Genomic DNA, 16,458 nt, shown 5'->3' with positions numbered 1-16,458 from the left:
ACCGCACGCTCACAGGGGGAAGAGGCTCCGCGACCGGTCGCGTGTCCGCGGAAGCCGCTGCACGCCACCATCGCCGGCACGGTCCTGACCGAAGGAGCTCCCTTGTGCCTGCCACCGAGTTCATCGAAACCGTGGCCATCAACATCCCCGAGCATCTGAGTGCCAATGAATTCCTCTCCCTGGCCAGGGAGGGAATGGTCGAGGAAAGGCAACTGCGGCAGTTCGCCCTCGCCGAGTTCCAGTCACAGGAAGCCGAGTTCACGTCGTACGGCCTGCTGCTGTCCCGGTACCCGCACGAGGTTCCCGCCGGTTTCTTCTCCTTCGTCGTGCATGAGCTGGTGCAGGCACGGCACCGGATGGTGACCTCTCTCGCGCCGGCACTGGGTATGTCACCCGACGAGATGCGCCGGGCGCCGCGTCTGGAACCCGTGCGGCGCTTCACCGAGTTCATCTCCTGGGTCGCCCTGCACGCCGGAGCCGCGGAGGCGGCTCTCGTGGCACGCACCGACTTCACCTTGTGGTGCAACAGTTGCGCGGTCCTCACCGACGTCCTGAGCGAGACGGAGCACGTTCCCGAAGCCGCGGTGGAGTACGTCAGCGCCTACCGGGAGAACCCGCCGGAGGTGGCGGACGGCGTGCTGCAGGTCATCGACCACGGCCGGGCGCGGCACGAGCCGGACGAGTGGATCGCCCGCAGCGCGGTACGGGTGGAACCGGCGTTGCGAGCCTGGTGGCGGGCCGTTGCGGCCTCTGGTTGAAGGCCGGGTGGCGGACGCCGCAGCAGGGCGCGGGAAGCACTCGGGAGCGAGCATGGGCTGCGACATCGGGTACGTGACCTTCACGGAGGAGAGCTACGCGCGGTTCCGGGCCCGCTTGGCGGACTGCATTCGCACGCTGGGCCACGTGGTGCGGCACCCGAGGTTCGGAGCGGAGCCACTCACGCTGGGGGCGGAGCTGGAGGTCTCCCTCGTCGGGGAGAGCGGCTGCCCGGCCTCGCTGAACGCGGCGGTGTCCGAGGCGTTGCACGACGACCGGCTCACCCTGGAAGTGGCGCGTTTCAACCTGGAGGCGAACCTGCGGCCGGTCCTCCTGGAAGGGCGCCCCTTCACCGCTATGGCAACACAGGCCGCTCTCTTGCTGGCGCGCATCACCGCGTGGTCGCTGCCGCGTCACGGGGTACGGGTGGCACCGATCGGAACGCTGCCCACATTGACGCCCGCGGACCTGACGGCTGAGGCGTTGACCCCGCTGCCGCGCTACCACGTCCTGGAGCAAGCTTGGGCGCGGCGCCGCCCCACGCCCTTCACCCTGCGCGTGGCCGAAGGTGACCGGGGGTCCCTACAGGTGGAGTCCGTCGCGGTGCAAGGGGCCGCCTGCTCCTGGCAGATACATCTGACCGTGCCGCCGGATCGTTTCTGCCGTACCTTCAACGCCGCCCAGCTCGCCACCGGACCGGCCCTCGCCGCAGCGGGCAACTCCGCTCTGCCCTTGGGGCGGTCCGGATGGCAGGAGGCCAGGATCCCGCTGTACGAGCACGGCTTCGGTGACCGTAGTAGCGCCGAAGGCGGGTCTTCCCAGCCCCAGCCCCAGCCCCGGCCCCGGCCCCGGGTCGGGTTCGGTCGTGGCTGGCTGCGCGGCGGCCCCCTCGCCGCGTTCGAGGAAGCCGTACACCGCTACGACGTCCTGCTCCCGGCGCACAGCCAGGATCAGACCGACGGCGGCGATCAGACCGACGGCGGCCACCCGGCTGCCCCGTATCCGCCGTTGGCGGAATTGCAGATACACCTGAGCACGGTGTGGTCGTGGAACCGTCCGGTGTACGACCCCCTCGGGCACCTACGGATCGAGTTCCGGGCACTTCCCTCCGGACCCACGCCACTGGACATGGCGGCCAACACCGCCTTCCTGGTCGGTCTCACCGTGTTCCTGGCAGCCGAGGGGCGTGATGTGGCACGGGATCTGCCGTTCGCCTGCGCCAAAGCCAACTTCTACCGTGCCGCGCGGGACGGTCTGGACGCCTCCCTGTGGTGGCCGTCGCCCGGCTCGGCTCCGCGAGAGCACCGTGCCGGGGCCCTGGTGAAGGAACTGCTGCCGCAGGCACGCGAGGGCCTTGCCCTGGCCGCGGTGGACGCCGACGAGGCGGACGCGCTCCTTGACCTTCTGCACCACCGGGTCGCGACCGGGCGTACGGGAGCGTGGTGGCAGCAGCGGGCCCACGAGGTGCTGCGTCGGGGAGAGCTGACCGTGCGCTACGCGCGGCTCGCCGAGGAAGCCAGTCCCGTACACACCTGGAATCTGCCTGACCTCCCCCTATGGAGCCAGTGATGAGTCCGAGCAGCCCGCCGCCCGCCAGTGACCTTCAGGTCGACTTCCCTTTCGACTACGCCGCTCATGTGGGTGACGGCCGCCGCATGGGGCGGCTGCCCGAGGACGCTCAGGGGGCGCGCGTCGCCGTCGTCGGCGCGGGCGGCAGCGGATTGGCCGCCGCCTACGAGCTGTTGCGGGCCGGCTGCCGTCCCGTCGTGTACGAGGCCGAACGGAGCCCGGACGGGCCGGGGGGACGTCGCCTGGGCGGCCGCATGTACAGTCGGCGCCTTCGTGACGCCGACAGCGCTGTCGTGGAGCTGGGCTGTCTGCGCTTTCCCACATCCGCACGGCTGGTACGCCAGTACGGTCGAACGTTCGGCGTGCGGTTGGAGGCGTTCCGGGACAACTACGCTGCTCCCACCACGCCGTTGACCGTACTGGACGTCGACGGCCGTCAGTACGCCACGAGGGAGATCGAGGACCTCTACGGCCTTCATGACGGTTTCCGCGCGGCGCACTCGCGCTGGCAGCGGGCACTGGCCCGGATCGGTCTCTTCCAGATCCAGCGGGCCGTGGCCGCGCGTGACCTCACCGCGGTGCGCCGCCACTGGCGCGGGATACTGCTCCGGTTCGAGCTGTGGCCCTTCTACCGCTTCCTGCGCGACCCGGACGGCGTGGGCCTCAGTCACGACCAGGCACGGCTTCTGGGCACCGCTGGGGTGGGGCCCGCCGTCTGGGACTCCTTCTTCGACCTCAGCACGGTGGAGATACTGCGCCTGCTGCTGTGTACCGAGGGGAGCGGTCTGTTGTACGCCCCCGAGGGCATCAGCCGTCTCGCCGAGGGCTTCTGGAGCCACCGCACCACCGACGCCCGCGGGCGGACGTGCAGCGTGGAGGAGAGCAACGAGGGAACCCTGCGTCCCGCCGTGCGCGTACTGGACGTCGAACCGGATGCCGCCCGCGGCGTCGTGGTGCACAGCGAGGACGGACGCAGCGAACGGTTCGCAGCCGCGGTGTTCACCCCGCAACTGCGTCTCCTGGAGACCGGTGTCGAAGTGCGGTCCACCTCCGCCCGCACCCCCGCCCTCGGCCCCCGGCTGTTGCGGGCCGTCCGCCGCCTCCACTACTGGCAGTCCTCCAAGACCGCACTCGTGGTCGAGCACCCGTTCTGGGCGGAGACGTCCATGGACGGAGTCACCCTCACCGACCGGCTCCCGCGGGCCGCCTACACCATCGACTACGGGCCCGCACGGGGGCCCGACGGACGCCGTGGCGTGCTGGATCTCAGCTTCACCTGGGCGCAGGACGCCATGAAAGTCGCCCCTTCCACCCTGGAGGAGCGGGTCGACCTCTTCGTACGCGACCTCGCCGACATCCACCCCGAGGTGGCGGACCGCTTGCGCACCCACGCCCGCGCGGGTGAGGCGGTGACCGTGTCGTGGGAGAACGAGAAGCACTTCCGCGGTCTCAGCCGCTGGTCCTGGCCGGGCGATCACCCCTACCAGCGTGATGTGTTCGCCCACTTCATGAAGGACTTCACCGGTGCGCCCGCCGTACCGGGCGAACCGCCGAACGCGCTGTACCTGGCGGGCGACGACACCTCTTGGTCCCCCGGCTGGTTGAACCACGCCCTCGCCTCGGGCCTCAACGCCGCCTGGGGAGTCCTGCGCCAGCTCGGCGCACACCCCGATCCGGGCAACCCCGGACCCGGCGACATGTGGAACGACCCCCGCTTCACACCGCTCACGACTCGGTGACGCCCACCCGCCCGGCCGCGGCGCAGCTCCACGACGACCACCGGGACGCCACCGACGACCGCACGGACGCCGTCCCTTTCGCCACTGCAACCGGAGGTACCCGTGCATCCACCCCCCGGCCGAGACCTCCTGCTACGGCCCGACCGTGTGTGGGACGCGGTCGCGGACACACCCGTCGACGGGTTGTCCGTCCTCCTGCGCGACGGCCGGGTCGCAGCGGTCGGGCACCACCTCACCGCTGCCCCCGAGGCCGACGTGGTGGAGATGCCCGGCTGTACGCTCCTGCCCGGATTCATCGACTGCCACGTCCACCTCCTGGACGAGGGGGCGGAGACGAGACCCGCCGCGTACCAGACCCTCACCGCGGTGCCGGTCCTCCGCTCCCTGCTGTACGGGGGCTTCACCACCGTCCGGGACCTGGGCAGCGCGCACCTTCCGCTCAATGTGTCCCTGCGCGCGGCGGTCGAGGACGGTCTGGTCGAAGGGCCGCGCATTCTCGCGGCACCCAACATCCTGTCTCCCCGAGGCGGTCACGGAGACAAGGAACCCGCCCTCGCCCAGCGGTACGGACACCAGGTGGGCACCCTGGCCGACGGTGTCGAGGAGTTGCGCCGTGCCGTCCGGGAGCAGTCCCGTGCCGGTGCCGACTGGATCAAGTTCGCCGGTGGCGGCGGCTTCTCCTCACCGGTGGTCAGTCCCACCAGTACCGCCTACTCCCGCGCGGAGATGCACACCATCGTCTCCACCGCGGACGACCTCGGACTGCCCTGCGCGACGCACGCCCTCACCGACCGCGCCGTGTCGCGAGCTGTCGCCGCGGGAGTGCGCAGCGTGGAGCACGGCTACTTCGCCACCGGCCCGACATACCAGGCCATGGAGGAAGCGGGCATCTTCCTGGTGCCCACCCACTACGCCCAGACCTACTTCCTCGACCAACTGGACGACGACGAGTTCTGGGACGGTTCCACGGCCGTCATCCGGGAGAACTACCGGGAACACGCGGAAGCCCTGCGCGAGGGTCTGCTGAGGCCGGCCCGTACGAACGTGAAGACGGCCTTCGGGACCGACGCCGGTATGTTCCCGCACGCCGAGAACTGGCGCGAGTTCCCCGCCCTGCTGGCTCACGGCTACACCCCGCTCCGTGTGCTGCGGGCCGCCACGTGCGTCGCGGCGGACCTCCTCATGCGCCCTGACCTCGGCACCGTCACCCCGGGGGCGACGGCGGACCTGGTCGCTCTTGAGGGTGACCCCTTCAAGGACATCAACGCCACGAACCGCGCACGGTACGTCTTCCAGGACGGCCGTCCGGTCACCGGGGAACAGGCCGCCGTCCCGGTGACCGCGTACCGGGAGCGGCCGCACCCCGCACCCCCTGAACCGGCCGAGGAGACTCGGACTCGGATGACACCCGAACAGCTCATCGAGGCGATGAAGCCGGATGTCGAGCGGTTCGTCAGCGACAATCAGGTCGTCGGACTCGCGCGAGCCGGACGGATCGGGCCTGATCACTTCAAACGGATCCTCCTCGCCGAGTACCAGTGCCAGGAAGCCGAACTGTCCACGTACGCCCTCCTGGTGTCCCGGCACCGCCATGAGATACCGGCAACCCTGTTCGCCCACATCCAGCACACCATCGCCACCGTCCGCCGGCTGCTGCGCGAGGCCGCCCCGTCCGTCGGCATCACCAGCCGCGACATCCCGCCCGTGCCGGCCGACCAGGGGCTGTTCCGCGTCGTCCGCGACCTCACCTGGATGGGCACCCAGGCGGGACCGGCCGAAGCCGCCCTCTACCTGCACACGGACCTCTCGACCTGGTGCACCCTGTTCTCCCGGATCAGCTCCGCGTCCCGGGGGCTGCCGGACGTACCCGCCCCCGTGCTCACCTACATGGAGTCCTGGGGCGAGAAGCCGCCGCCGGAGGTCGCCGAGGGCACTCTGGAGGTACTCCAGTACGGCTTGGACCGGGGAGAAGAACCGGATCGCATCCTCCACACCGCCCGACAACTGGGGGAGCTCGTCGACCCGTACTGGACCTATGTGGCCGGTGGTTGAAGGCACGCACCGGCGCCCCACGCCTCCCATCCGTTGCCCCGCGGCGGCCCCGCCCCCTACGTTCACGGGCATGACGCAGAACGCCACGGGTGAGAAGGGCGCGGGCCCCGGCGCGCGGACGTACGTACTGGTGCACGGCAGCCACGGCGCGGGCGCCTTCTGGGCGCCGATCGCGGGGGAGCTGGCCCTGCGCGGGCACCGGGCCATCGCGGTGGACCAGCCGTGGCACGGCACGGAGGCCCACCTGCCCGCCGCCTACCAGACCCAGGACCTGGACGCGCTCGCGACGGAGCCCTCGCCGCTCGCGGGCATCGGCCTCGACGACTTCGAGCGGCGCGTCACCCGTGCGGTGCGCCGGGCCGCGCGTGCCGCGCCCGGCGGGCGTGTGGTGCTCGTCGGTCACAGCATGGGCGGTTGCTCCGTCAGCCGGGTGGCGAACGCCGTGCCCGAGCTCCTGGAGCATTTGGTCTACATGACGGCGTGCTGCTTCAGCCCCGGCGTGCCGAGCATCGACGCCGTCATGGCCACGCCCGAGGCCGCCGACGCGGTCGTGCCCGCCGGGCAGGTCGTCGGCGATCCGGCGAAGCTCGGGGTGCTGCGGCTCAACTTCCGCAGCGGCGCCGCCGAGGACCTCGCGGTGTTCAGGGAGATGTTCTGCGCGGACCACCCGGACGCCGACTTCCTGCGCGTGCTCGCGGGGCTCCAGCCGGACGAGTCGAGCGACGTGAACCACGACCCCGCCGTCGGCGAAGCCGCGACCTGGGGCCGGATCCCGCGTACGTATCTGCGCTTCGGCAAGGACCGCCTCCTTCCCCCGGCACTCCAGGACCTCATGATCCGCCTCGCGGACGAGCGGACCCCCGACAACCCCTTCCGGGTCCGGGACTTCCCCGAGGCGCCCCACATGGGGCCGCTCGACCCAGGACCGGTCGTGGACGCGCTGACCGGGCTCGACGCCTGAGCCGGCATCGGCGGCTGAGCGGGAACCGGCGGCTGAGCGGGAACGGCGGCTGAGCCGGACGCGGGGCGGCGCCCTGGGGTCCGCCCCGCGCCGGGTCAGTGGGCCGCGGCCTGCTTCGGCACCCGGGTCTCCGAGATCTCGCCGCCCGGTTCCATCGGGGCGGTGACCTCGTCGTCCTCGCGATTCCTGCCGGTGTGGTTGAACAGCAGGTTCAGGACGACGGCGGCGACGCAGCCGGTGGAGATGCCCGAGTCCAGGATGATCTTCGCGGTCTCCGGGAAGGCGTGGTAGAACTCCGGCGCGGAGATGGGGATCAGGCCCACCGCGAGCGAGACGGCGACGATCAGGACGTTGTTGTCCCGCTCCAGGCCCGCCTTGACCAGGGTCTGGATGCCGCTCGCCGCGACCGAGCCGAACAGGACGACACCCGCGCCGCCGAGCACCGGACGCGGCACCACCGCGATGAGCGAGGCCGCCATCGGGCACAGGCCCATCAGGACGAGGAAGCCGCCGCCGGTCGCGACCACGTACCGGCTGCGGATCTTCGTCATCGCGACGAGGCCGATGTTCTGCGCGAAGGCACTGCACATGAAGCCGTTGAACAGCGGGCTGACGGCGGAGCCGAGAGTGTCGGCGCGCAGGCCCGCCGCGATGGTCTTCTCGTCGGCGGGGCGGTCCACGATCTCGCCGAGGGCCAGCATGTCGGCCGTCGACTCGGTCATCGAGACGACCATGACGACGCAGAGGGAGACGATCGCGGCGGCGGCGAACTGCGGGGCGCCGAAGTGGAACGGGGTCGGGAAGCCGACCACGTCCGCGTCCGCGACCGGGCCGAAGTCCGTGACGTCGAAGGGGATCGCGACGAGGGTGCCGAGCACCAGGCCGAGCAGCACCGCGATCTGCTTCACGAAGCCGCGCGTGAAGCGGCGGAGCAGCAGCACGATCAGGAGCGTGATGCCCGCGAGGGACAGGTACTTCGTCGAGCCGTAGTCGTCGGCCCCCGGGTTCGGGCCCTGCATCCAGCCGAAGGCGACCGGCATCAGGGATATGCCGATGAGGGTGATGACCGTGCCCGTCACGACGGGCGGGAAGAAGCGGACCATCTTCGAGAAGAAGGGCGCGGCGACGAAGCCGAGCAGCCCCGCGACGATCACCGCGCCGAAGATGATCGGCAGCGCGTCGTCCTTGTCCTTGGTCGAGTCGACGACCGCGAGCATGGGCGCGACACCGGCGAAGGTGACGCCGTTGACGAACGGGAGCCGGGCGCCGATCTTCCAGACGCCGAGCGTCTGGAGGAAGGTCGCGAGTCCGGCCGTGAACAGACAGGCGCCGGTGAGGAAGGTGAGTTCCTTCGCCGAGAGCCCGACCGCCGCGCCCACGATGAGCGGCGGGGCGACGACGCCCGCGTACATGGCGGCGACGTGTTGCAGGCCCGTGGTGGCCATTTTCAGGGGTGGCAGCTTCTCGTCCACGGGATGCAGCGTCCCTTCGGGGTGCGAAGACCCTTCGGGATCGGGGGTGGTGCCTTGCTTGGTGAACCTGGGCTTGGTCGCCACTGCGGCTCCTCCGGTTGTTTTCCTGTGCCGGCCGCTGACCGGCACGCGCTTCTGGGAGGTGGTGCGTGATGCAAGGACTTGCTCGATATGCGGTTGTTGAAGCGCCCAGGCAGTACTGACCGCCCCGGCAACGTGAAGCTTTGGGCCACGTTCCGGGGCGGCACCCGAGCAGCCCGCTCGGCTGCTCGGGTCCGGTCAGGGGCCGTCCCCCCCGACCGGACATCCAGGGGTCAGCTCTCGGCGGCGATGCGCGCCAGTCGCTGTGCCTCGTCCCGCGTGACGCGGGCGATGGCGTCCTCGTCGACGTGCAGCAGCCGTCCGTTCTCCACGACCGGCTCACCGTTGACCAGGGAGAGGGTCACCGGCGCGGCCGCGCCGAAGACGATCGCGGTGACCGGGTCGGCGATCGAGGCGTGTCCGATGCCGTCGACCTTCCAGAGCACCAGGTCGGCGAGCTTGCCCGCTTCCAGGGAGCCGATCTGGCTCGCCCGGCCGAGGACCTGGGCACCGCCGTACGTCCCGAGGCGCAGGGCCTGACGGGCGTTCAGGGCGGCTTCCTTGTGGGCGCCCAGGCGGTTGATGAGGAGCGCGTTGCGCAGTTCGGTGTGCAGTTCGCCGGACTCGTTGGAGGCGGTGCCGTCCACGCCGAGGCCGACGGGCACGCCCGCGGCGAGCATGTCGGGGACGCGGGCGATACCGGCGGCGAGCCGGGCGTTGGAGGACGGGCAGTGGGCGACGCCGGTGCCGGTACGGGCGAACGCGGCGATGTCGGAGTCGTTCATGTGGACGCAGTGCGCCATCCACACGTCGTCACCGAGCCAGCCGGTCGACTCGAAGTAGTCGGTCGGGCCCATGCCGAACAGCTCGTGGCAGAACTTCTCCTCCTCCACCGTCTCACTGCCGTGGGTGTGCAGCCGCACCCCGAGGCGGCGGGCGAGCTCGGCGCCCTGCTTCATCAGCTCGGTGGAGACGGAGAACGGCGAGCAGGGGGCGACGGCCACCTGCGTCATGGCGTCGAAGGACGCGTCGTGGTGCCGCTTGACGGTCTCCTCGGTGGCGGCGAGCGCGCCCTCCAGGGTCTCCACGGCGAAGTCGGGCGGCAGCCCGCCGTCCTTCTCGCTGCGGTCCATCGAGCCGCGCGCCAGGGTGAAGCGCACGCCCATCTCGCGGGCCGCCCCGATGACGGCGCCGGACAGGTCGCCGGAGCCCTGCGGGTAGACGTAGTGGTGGTCCATGGCGGTGGTGACACCGCCGCGGGCCATCATGCCGAGGGAGCCCTGCGCGGCGGCGCGGACCATCTCCTCGTCGATGCGGGCCCACGTCGGGTAGAGCGCCACCAGCCAGTCGAAGAGGTTGTGGTCGGTGGCGAGACCCCGGGTGATCCACTGGTAGAAGTGGTGGTGGGTGTTGACCAGGCCGGGTGTCACCAGGTGGCCGGTGCCGTCGATGCGGCGTACGACGTTGTCGAGGCCCTCGGGAGCCTTCCCCGCGCCGATCGACTCGATCCGGTTGCCCGCGACGACGACGTATCCCGACGCGTACTCGGTGTCATTGGCGTCCACGGTCGCGATGGCGCAGTTCTCGATGACGGTGCGCGTACCCGCGCCGTCGGGGTTTGCCGGTGCTGCCATGGTGCTTCCTTACGTGAGTGGCGAATTGCTGGGCACGGCATGACCCTAGGAAGATTTGAGTGCCGCGGCCGCGTTGGGTGCGCCGCCACGGGTGCCGAGATGGTGGAAGAACAGGTTGAGCGTGACCGCGGTGAGCGCGCCGGCGCTGATGCCGGAGCCGAGCACGGTCTGGGCCCACGCGGGGAAGTCCGCGTAGAAGGCGGGCGCGGCGAGCGGGATGATGCCCGTTCCGAGCGCCACGGCCACCAGGATGATGTTGGAGCTGTCGTCGAGGCCCGCCTCGGAGAGCGTACGGATGCCGCTGACCGCGATGGAGCCGAACAGGACGATGCCCGCGCCGCCGAGCACCGGCATCGGTACGAGGCTGACGACCGCGCCGAGCACCGGGAAGGCGCCGAGCACGAGCAGCGCACCGCCCGCGACGGCGACGACATAGCGGCTGCGTACCCGCGTCAGGGACACGACGCCGACGTTCTGCGCGAAGGCGGAGGTGGGGAAGCCGCCGAAGACCGGCCCGATGAGGGTGGCGAGGCCGTCGGTGCGCAGGCCGCGCGTGATGGTCCTCCCGTCGGTCCTGCGCTCACAGATCTCACCGAGGGCGAGCATCCCGGCGCTTGACTCGGTCATCAGGACGAGCATCACGATGCACAGGGACAGGATCGCGGCGGGCTGGAACTCGGGGGCGCCGAAGGCGAACGGCGCGGGCACCGCGGCCACGGGCGCGGACTTCAGGGCGGCGAAGTCGGCGAGGCCGAACGGGATCGCGGCGAGGGTGCCGATGAACAGGCCCATGAGCAGGGCGACCTGCCGGAGGAAGCCGCTGCCGAAGCGCTGGAAGAGCAGGATGACCACGAGCGTGAACGCGGCGAGCGCGAGGAAGCGCATGTCGCCGAAGTCGGCGGCCTCCTTGTCGCCGCCCTGCGCCCAGGTGACGGGCACGGGCATCAGGGTCACGCCGATGAGTGTGATGACGACGCCGGTGACGAGCGGCGGGAAGAAGCGGAGCAGGCGGCCGAAGAACGGCCCGACGGCCAGGCAGAAGACTCCGGCGACCATCACCGCGCCGTAGATGGCGGGGAGTTGGTGTCCCGTGGCGCTGTTCTCGGCGATGGCGAGGATCGGGGCGATACCCGCGGAGGACGCGGCGTTCACGAACGGCAGGCGGTTGCCGACGAAGCCCTTGACGCCGATGGTCTGCAGGACGGTGGCGAGTCCCGCGATGAGGAGGCTCGCCGCGATGAGCCTCGTCTGGGCGGCGGTGTCGAGGCCCACGGCCTGGCCGATGATGAGCGGAGGGGTGACGACGCCCGCGTACATGGCGGCGATGTGCTGGAGCGCGGCGGGGACGAGCCGCGAGGGGTGGAGCTTCTCATCCACCGGGTGACACACGGGAGCTGACGTCCCGTCGGGTATTTCTGGCGGTGCCATAGCTGTCGTTCCCTCCGGTGTGGCGCGCCCCGGCGGCAGATGCCGGGGCGCGCGTCCCGCGTCAGAGGTTGGTCATGTCGACCGGGATCCTCGCCTCGGCGCCGTCGCGCAGGATGGTGGCCTCGATGAGGCCGTAGGGACGGTCGGCGGCGTAGTAGACCGCGCCGTCCTTCGCCTCGTTGTCGAGGCCGCAGAAGGACAGGTCCTGGCGGAAGTGGTGCTTGTTCGGGGCGGAGAAGCGGATCTCGTCTATCTCGCTCCGGTTGTTGATCACCCGCGAACCCATTTGGTACAGCGTCTGCTGCAAGGAGAGGGAGTACGTCTCCACGAAGGCCTGGAGGATGTGCTTCTTGGCCTGCTCGTAGGACTTCTCCCAGTTGGGCATGCGCTGCTCGTCGCTGGTCCAGTTGTGCCGCCACCACGTCGAGAGGGACGTGGCGAGGATGCGGTCGTAGTCCTCCTTGAGCGTCGTGTACTTGTCCTTGATGTAGCCCCAGAACTCGGAGTTCGTGGAGTTCATCACGGTCAGGTCCTTGAGGCCGCTCAGGACTTCGAACCTCGCCCCCGCGTCACCTTCGGCGGAGTAGGTGATCTGGGCGAGCCGCGTCTCCTGGCCCTTGCGCACGAAGGAGTGCTTGACCTCGTCGGCGCCGATGAACTGCGAGTTGGCGTCGGAGGCTGCGATGCGCTCCCAGGTGTACTCCTCGATGCGGATGCGGGCCCGGTGGATCGAGGGCTGGCTGTCCACGAAGTGCCGCGCGAGGTGGATGCCGTACTGCTCCGCGGACTCGATGCCGTGTTCCTTGGCGAACGCGAAGCAGGTGTTCTTCGTGGTGTCCGTCGGCAGGCAGTTGGCGTTCGAGCCGTTGTAGTGGACGTCGTCGAGGTCGCCGGAGAGGGCGACGGAGACGTTGAGGTCCTTGATGTGATGGGTGTCGCCGTCCCGCGTGATCTTGACGACCCGGTTCTCAGCCTTGCCGTACTGGTTCTGTCCCAGAATGGTGGGCATCTTCGCTAGCTCCCTCGGTAAACGGAGTAGCCGAACGGGTTGAGCAGCAGCGGTACGTGGTAGTGCTCGCCCGGCACGACGGCGAAGGTGATCGCCACCTCGGGGAAGAACACTCCGTTCGCACCGCTGTCCCGATTCGCGGGGGCGTCCTGCTGCGCCTCGGCTTGCTGTGCTTGCTTGCTCAGGAAGTACGGCTCGACCGCGAAGTCCAGACGCACGTGGGTGGTGGACAGCGGCAGCGCCGGCAGGTCCTTGCAGCGCCCGTCCGCGTCGGTCCTGCTGCCGCCGAGCACCTCCCACTCCCCGGCGCCACGGGCCGACAGGGAGATGGCCACGCCCTCCGCGGGACGTCCGACGCTGGTGTCCAGGATGTGCGTGGACACCGAGGCGGTCGTTTCCGTGAGGCCAGCGGGGCCAGTCGGGCCAGTGGGGTCGGCGCTCATGCGGTCTCCTCCTCCAGGATGCGGGTCAGACGGATACGGTTGATCTTGCCCAGCTCGGAGCGGACGATCTCCCGCTCCTGTTCGGGCGAGTTACCGATCCGTTCCTTGACCGCGTCCCGCATCTGCTCGCCGGTGCGACCGGTGGCGCAGATCAGGAAGACGTGTCCGAACTTCTCCTGGTACGCCAGGTTCAGTTCGAGCATCTCGGCCTTGAGCTCCTCGGAGGCGCCCGCCATGCCCCGCTGCTCGCGGGACGAGGTCGGGTCGCCGGGCTTCGGGCGGCCGATCGGCGGGTGCCCCGCCATCGCCTCGGCCAGGTCGTCCGCGGTCAGCTCCGCCATGGCGGCGTCGCTCGCGGCGAGGAGGGCTTCGGCGGTGGCGTAGGGGCGCCGGGAGAGCAGCTTGCTCCCCCAGGCCGAAGAGGCGCAGGCCTCGTGGAGCGCGGCGGTGGCCGCGGCCTCCTCCAAGGCGTTGAACCGGGCGATGCCCGGCGTCGTACGGGAAGTCACGGGAGCCTCCGTGGCCTTTGGCTGAACGGGCTGCGGAACAGCTAAGACCTTCAACAACAGCGCGTCAACAGTTTGTTGAAATCATTTGAACAAAGAAGCCGCCACCCCGCGATCCGGGTGACGGCTCGACCGCGCAGCGTGACGCCGCTCACGTCATGGACGTGTCGCTACTTGCCCTTCGCGGCATTCTCCCTGTTCAGGTAGTTGTAGACGGTGAAGCGGGACACGCCGAGTGCGCCCGCCACGGTCTCCACGCCATGGCGCACGGAGAACGCGCCACGGGCCTCCAGTATCCGCACGACCTCCTGCTTGGCCTTGCGGTCGAGCTCCGCGAGGGGCTTGCCGCGCTGGCGCTCCAGGGCGAGCAGGATGTGGTCGAGCGAGTCGGCGAGCTGCGGCAGGCGCACGGCGAGCACGTCCTCGCCCTCCCAGGTGAGCACGACGTCGTCGGGCCCCGCCTGGTCCGGCTCCACCATCTCGCCGCCCATCGCGTCCACGAGCGGCTTGACCGCGGCCGCGAAGGGGACGTCCCCGAATCCGGTCACCTGGCCACCTCCCCCGGCGCGGTCCGCTCGCCCGGCTCCGCGATCACGTTCACCTGGAGCGAGACGCGGGTGGCGCCGGCACCGAGGGACCGGCGCAGCATGGCGTCGACGGCCGTGAGGACCGCGTCGACGTCCCCCTCGGCGGTGTTGCCGAAGGGCCCCACGTCGACGGCGTCGAGGTCGGCGCCCTGGATGACCTCACGGGCGGCCACGGCGTGGGGCGGCGCCTCGTCGAGGTCGAAGGGCTCGGTTGTGAACTCCACTCTCAATCGCACGGCGCCAACTTAACGCGGCCCCTTGATTTTCCGGCAGCCCCTCTTGACAGCTTCCACGGATCGGATGCAATCTTCCATCAAGCAAAATTGAACTTCCGCAATACGGAAGGAGCGCGGAAAGCCCCATGGGATACTCCGACCAGCGCTTCAATGTGAACCTGTCGATCCTCTTCACCGAGCTCCCGCTCCTGGAGCGGCCCGCGGCCGCCGCGGCCGCCGGATTCGAGGCCGTCGAGCTGTGGTGGCCCTGGGTCGACGCCCCCACCCCCGAGCAGTCCGAGCTCGACGCCCTGAAGCGGGCGATCGAGGACGCGGGCGTGCAGTTGGTGGGCCTGAACTTCTACGCCGGACAGCTTCCGGGGCCCGACCGCGGGGCGCTGTCCATCCCCGGCGAGGAGAGCGCCAGGTTCCGCGCGAACCTCGCGGTGGCCGCGGACTTCGCCGAGTCGCTCGGCTGCAAGGCCCTGAACGCCCTTTACGGCAACCGCGTCCCCGGCGTCGCCCCGGCCGTGCAGGACGAACTGGCCCTGGAGAACCTGGTGTTGGCCGCCCGTGAGGCAGACCGCGTGGGGGCGGTACTGCTCATCGAGGCGCTCAACGCCGTGGAGTCGCCGCTCTGCCCGATCGTCAGCGCGCCCAAGGCCGTCGAGATCGTGGACAAGGTCAACGCCGCGACCGGCATCGGCAACGCCAAGTTCCTCCTGGACCTGTACCACCTCTCCATGAACGGCGAGGACCTGCCCGCGGTCATCGAGCAGTACGCGGCGAAGACCGGGCACGTGCAGATCGCCGACAACCCGGGCCGCGGGGCTCCCGGAACCGGTTCGCTGCCTCTTGAGGACCTCCTCGACCAGTTGCACAAGGCCGGGTACGACAACTGGGTCGGCCTGGAGTACAAGGCCGGGGACCGCCCGAGCGCCGAGGCGTTCGACTGGCTGCCGGCTGCGGACTGAGCCGCCGCTTCGCAGCGGGCCTTCCCCACCCGCCCACCCGTCACTCCGCACCTCACAGCCGACGCAGAAACGCAGCAAGAAAGGTTCCGCCATGAGCAACACCCTCCCCAAGGTCGCCTGGATCGGGCTCGGGATCATGGGCTCGCCCATGTCCGAGAACCTGGTCAAGGCGGGCTACTCCGTCACCGGCTTCACCCTGGAGCAGGACAAGCTGGACCGCCTCGCCGCGGCCGGCGGCACCGCCGCCCCCTCCATCGCCGATGCCGTCCGCGACGCCGACGTCATCGTGACGATGGTGCCCGCGTCCCCGCAGGTGGAGGCCATCGCGTACGGCCCGGACGGCATCCTGGCGAACGCGCGCTCCGGCGCGCTGCTCATCGACATGTCGTCGATCACGCCGCAGACCTCGGTGGACCTGGCCGCGGCCGCCAAGGACAAGGGCGTCCGCGTGCTCGACGCCCCGGTCTCCGGTGGCGAGGCGGGCGCCGTCGAGGCGGTGCTCTCCATCATGGTCGGCGGTGAGCAAGCCGACTTCGACGAGGCCAAGCCGCTGTTCGACGCACTCGGCAAGACCGTCGTCCGGTGCGGCCCGCACGGCTCCGGTCAGACCGTGAAGGCCGCCAACCAGCTCATCGTCGCCGTCAACATCCAGGCGTGCGCCGAGGCCGTGGTCTTCCTGGAGAAGTCCGGCGTGGACCTGAAGGCCGCCCTGGACGTACTGGGCGGCGGCCTCGCCGGGTCGACCGTCCTGACCCGCAAGAAGGACAACTTCCTGAACCGGGACTTCAAGCCGGGTTTCCGCATCGACCTGCACCACAAGGACATGGGCATCGTCACGGACGCCGCCCGCAACGTCGGTGCCGCCCTGCCCGTCGGCGGCGTGGTCGCCCAGCTCGTGGCCAGCCTGCGCGCCCAGGGCGACGGCGGCCTCGACCACTCGGCGCTCCTGCGCTCCGTCGAGCGCCTCTCCGGCAACCCGGTCGCCTGACACCGCGGGCACCCCAGACTTCCGGGTCGCGGCGTCGCTGACAC

Annotated in this window: 15 protein-coding genes; 7 read left to right on the top strand and 8 right to left on the bottom strand. The window is 70.3% G+C overall.

Translation table 11 applies throughout. The features are described from left to right. Nucleotides 1-104 precede the first annotated feature (104 nt). The 5 genes from IG78_RS44125 (at nucleotide 105) to IG78_RS0119425 (ending at nucleotide 7,077) form a co-directional block, all read left to right on the top strand. Entirely contained in the window at nucleotides 105-758 is a 654-nt protein-coding gene (locus tag IG78_RS44125) for a hypothetical protein (RefSeq protein ID WP_051852767.1), read from the top strand. A 52-nt stretch (nucleotides 759-810) separates the two neighbouring features. Continuing rightward, entirely contained in the window at nucleotides 811-2,325 is a 1,515-nt protein-coding gene (locus tag IG78_RS0119440; protein WP_030564902.1) for a glutamate-cysteine ligase family protein, read from the top strand. Beyond that, a complete protein-coding gene (locus tag IG78_RS44120) occupies nucleotides 2,325-4,064 on the top strand; it encodes a flavin monoamine oxidase family protein (RefSeq protein WP_030564900.1) in 1,740 nt (579 codons plus the stop codon). The genes IG78_RS0119440 and IG78_RS44120 overlap by 1 nt, the downstream gene beginning before the upstream one ends. A gap of 102 nt (nucleotides 4,065-4,166) precedes the next feature. Continuing rightward, nucleotides 4,167-6,116 carry a metal-dependent hydrolase family protein gene (locus IG78_RS44940; protein ID WP_063768104.1) on the top strand — a complete coding sequence of 650 codons (1,950 nt, stop codon included), beginning with the start codon at nucleotides 4,167-4,169 and terminating at the stop codon, nucleotides 6,114-6,116. A gap of 70 nt (nucleotides 6,117-6,186) precedes the next feature. Then, nucleotides 6,187-7,077 carry an alpha/beta fold hydrolase gene (locus IG78_RS0119425; protein ID WP_037685711.1) on the top strand — a complete coding sequence of 297 codons (891 nt, stop codon included), beginning with the start codon at nucleotides 6,187-6,189 and terminating at the stop codon, nucleotides 7,075-7,077. 95 nt (nucleotides 7,078-7,172) lie between these two features. On the opposite strand, the gene IG78_RS0119420 is transcribed toward IG78_RS0119425, so the two are convergent. The 8 genes from IG78_RS0119420 to IG78_RS0119385 form a co-directional block, all read right to left on the bottom strand. Further along, on the bottom strand, nucleotides 7,173-8,633 hold the full coding sequence (locus IG78_RS0119420) for a nucleobase:cation symporter-2 family protein (RefSeq protein ID WP_051852766.1): 1,461 nt from the start codon (nucleotides 8,631-8,633) through the stop codon (nucleotides 7,173-7,175). A gap of 230 nt (nucleotides 8,634-8,863) precedes the next feature. Then, the gene (locus tag IG78_RS0119415; protein ID WP_037685706.1) at nucleotides 8,864-10,264 is read right to left on the bottom strand and encodes an 8-oxoguanine deaminase; all 1,401 of its coding nucleotides are present in this window, start codon (nucleotides 10,262-10,264) and stop codon (nucleotides 8,864-8,866) included. A gap of 45 nt (nucleotides 10,265-10,309) precedes the next feature. Continuing rightward, nucleotides 10,310-11,692, bottom strand: coding sequence for a nucleobase:cation symporter-2 family protein (locus IG78_RS0119410; protein WP_037685705.1), 1,383 nt, complete (start codon nucleotides 11,690-11,692; stop codon nucleotides 10,310-10,312). A gap of 61 nt (nucleotides 11,693-11,753) precedes the next feature. Continuing rightward, nucleotides 11,754-12,701, bottom strand: coding sequence for a factor-independent urate hydroxylase (gene pucL, locus IG78_RS0119405; RefSeq protein WP_030564883.1), 948 nt, complete (start codon nucleotides 12,699-12,701; stop codon nucleotides 11,754-11,756). Nucleotides 12,702-12,706: 5 nt separating this feature from the next. Then, the gene (gene uraH / locus IG78_RS0119400) at nucleotides 12,707-13,144 is read right to left on the bottom strand and encodes a hydroxyisourate hydrolase (protein WP_051852765.1); all 438 of its coding nucleotides are present in this window, start codon (nucleotides 13,142-13,144) and stop codon (nucleotides 12,707-12,709) included. Then, nucleotides 13,141-13,653, bottom strand: a complete 513-nt coding sequence (gene uraD / locus IG78_RS0119395; RefSeq protein WP_030564878.1) for a 2-oxo-4-hydroxy-4-carboxy-5-ureidoimidazoline decarboxylase — start codon at nucleotides 13,651-13,653, stop codon at nucleotides 13,141-13,143. Before uraD ends, uraH begins: the two co-directional genes overlap by 4 nt. A 167-nt stretch (nucleotides 13,654-13,820) precedes the next feature. Next, nucleotides 13,821-14,198 carry a helix-turn-helix domain-containing protein gene (locus IG78_RS0119390; RefSeq protein WP_030564876.1) on the bottom strand — a complete coding sequence of 126 codons (378 nt, stop codon included), beginning with the start codon at nucleotides 14,196-14,198 and terminating at the stop codon, nucleotides 13,821-13,823. After that, nucleotides 14,195-14,473 carry a thiamine-binding protein gene (locus IG78_RS0119385; RefSeq protein ID WP_078965247.1) on the bottom strand — a complete coding sequence of 93 codons (279 nt, stop codon included), beginning with the start codon at nucleotides 14,471-14,473 and terminating at the stop codon, nucleotides 14,195-14,197. The genes IG78_RS0119390 and IG78_RS0119385 overlap by 4 nt, the downstream gene beginning before the upstream one ends. 125 nt (nucleotides 14,474-14,598) lie before the next feature. Here IG78_RS0119385 and IG78_RS0119380 point away from each other — a divergent pair, with 125 nt between their 5' ends. Both IG78_RS0119380 and IG78_RS0119375 read left to right on the top strand, forming a co-directional pair. Next, nucleotides 14,599-15,426 carry a TIM barrel protein gene (locus IG78_RS0119380; RefSeq protein WP_030564872.1) on the top strand — a complete coding sequence of 276 codons (828 nt, stop codon included), beginning with the start codon at nucleotides 14,599-14,601 and terminating at the stop codon, nucleotides 15,424-15,426. Between the two features lie 91 nt (nucleotides 15,427-15,517). Continuing rightward, nucleotides 15,518-16,414 (top strand): 2-hydroxy-3-oxopropionate reductase, encoded by an 897-nt coding sequence (locus IG78_RS0119375; protein WP_030564870.1) that lies wholly within the window; start codon nucleotides 15,518-15,520, stop codon nucleotides 16,412-16,414. Nucleotides 16,415-16,458 lie beyond the last annotated feature (44 nt).

Origin of the sequence: Streptomyces aureocirculatus (assembly GCF_000720475.1) — a bacterium.
Lineage (GTDB): Bacteria > Actinomycetota > Actinomycetes > Streptomycetales > Streptomycetaceae > Streptomyces > Streptomyces aureocirculatus.
This window is presented reverse-complemented; position numbering and strand designations above follow the sequence as displayed.

Coding starts and splice junctions, on each gene's coding strand:
- IG78_RS0119440 (WP_030564902.1), top strand. CDS start 811: ATGGGCTGCGACATCGGGTACGTGACCTTCACGGAGGAGAGCTACGCG.
- IG78_RS44120 (WP_030564900.1), top strand. CDS start 2,325: ATGAGTCCGAGCAGCCCGCCGCCCGCCAGTGACCTTCAGGTCGACTTC.
- IG78_RS0119425 (WP_037685711.1), top strand. CDS start 6,187: ATGACGCAGAACGCCACGGGTGAGAAGGGCGCGGGCCCCGGCGCGCGG.
- IG78_RS0119415 (WP_037685706.1), bottom strand. CDS start 10,264: ATGGCAGCACCGGCAAACCCCGACGGCGCGGGTACGCGCACCGTCATC.
- IG78_RS0119410 (WP_037685705.1), bottom strand. CDS start 11,692: ATGGCACCGCCAGAAATACCCGACGGGACGTCAGCTCCCGTGTGTCAC.
- pucL (WP_030564883.1), bottom strand. CDS start 12,701: ATGCCCACCATTCTGGGACAGAACCAGTACGGCAAGGCTGAGAACCGG.
- uraH (WP_051852765.1), bottom strand. CDS start 13,144: ATGAGCGCCGACCCCACTGGCCCGACTGGCCCCGCTGGCCTCACGGAA.
- IG78_RS0119380 (WP_030564872.1), top strand. CDS start 14,599: ATGGGATACTCCGACCAGCGCTTCAATGTGAACCTGTCGATCCTCTTC.
- IG78_RS0119375 (WP_030564870.1), top strand. CDS start 15,518: ATGAGCAACACCCTCCCCAAGGTCGCCTGGATCGGGCTCGGGATCATG.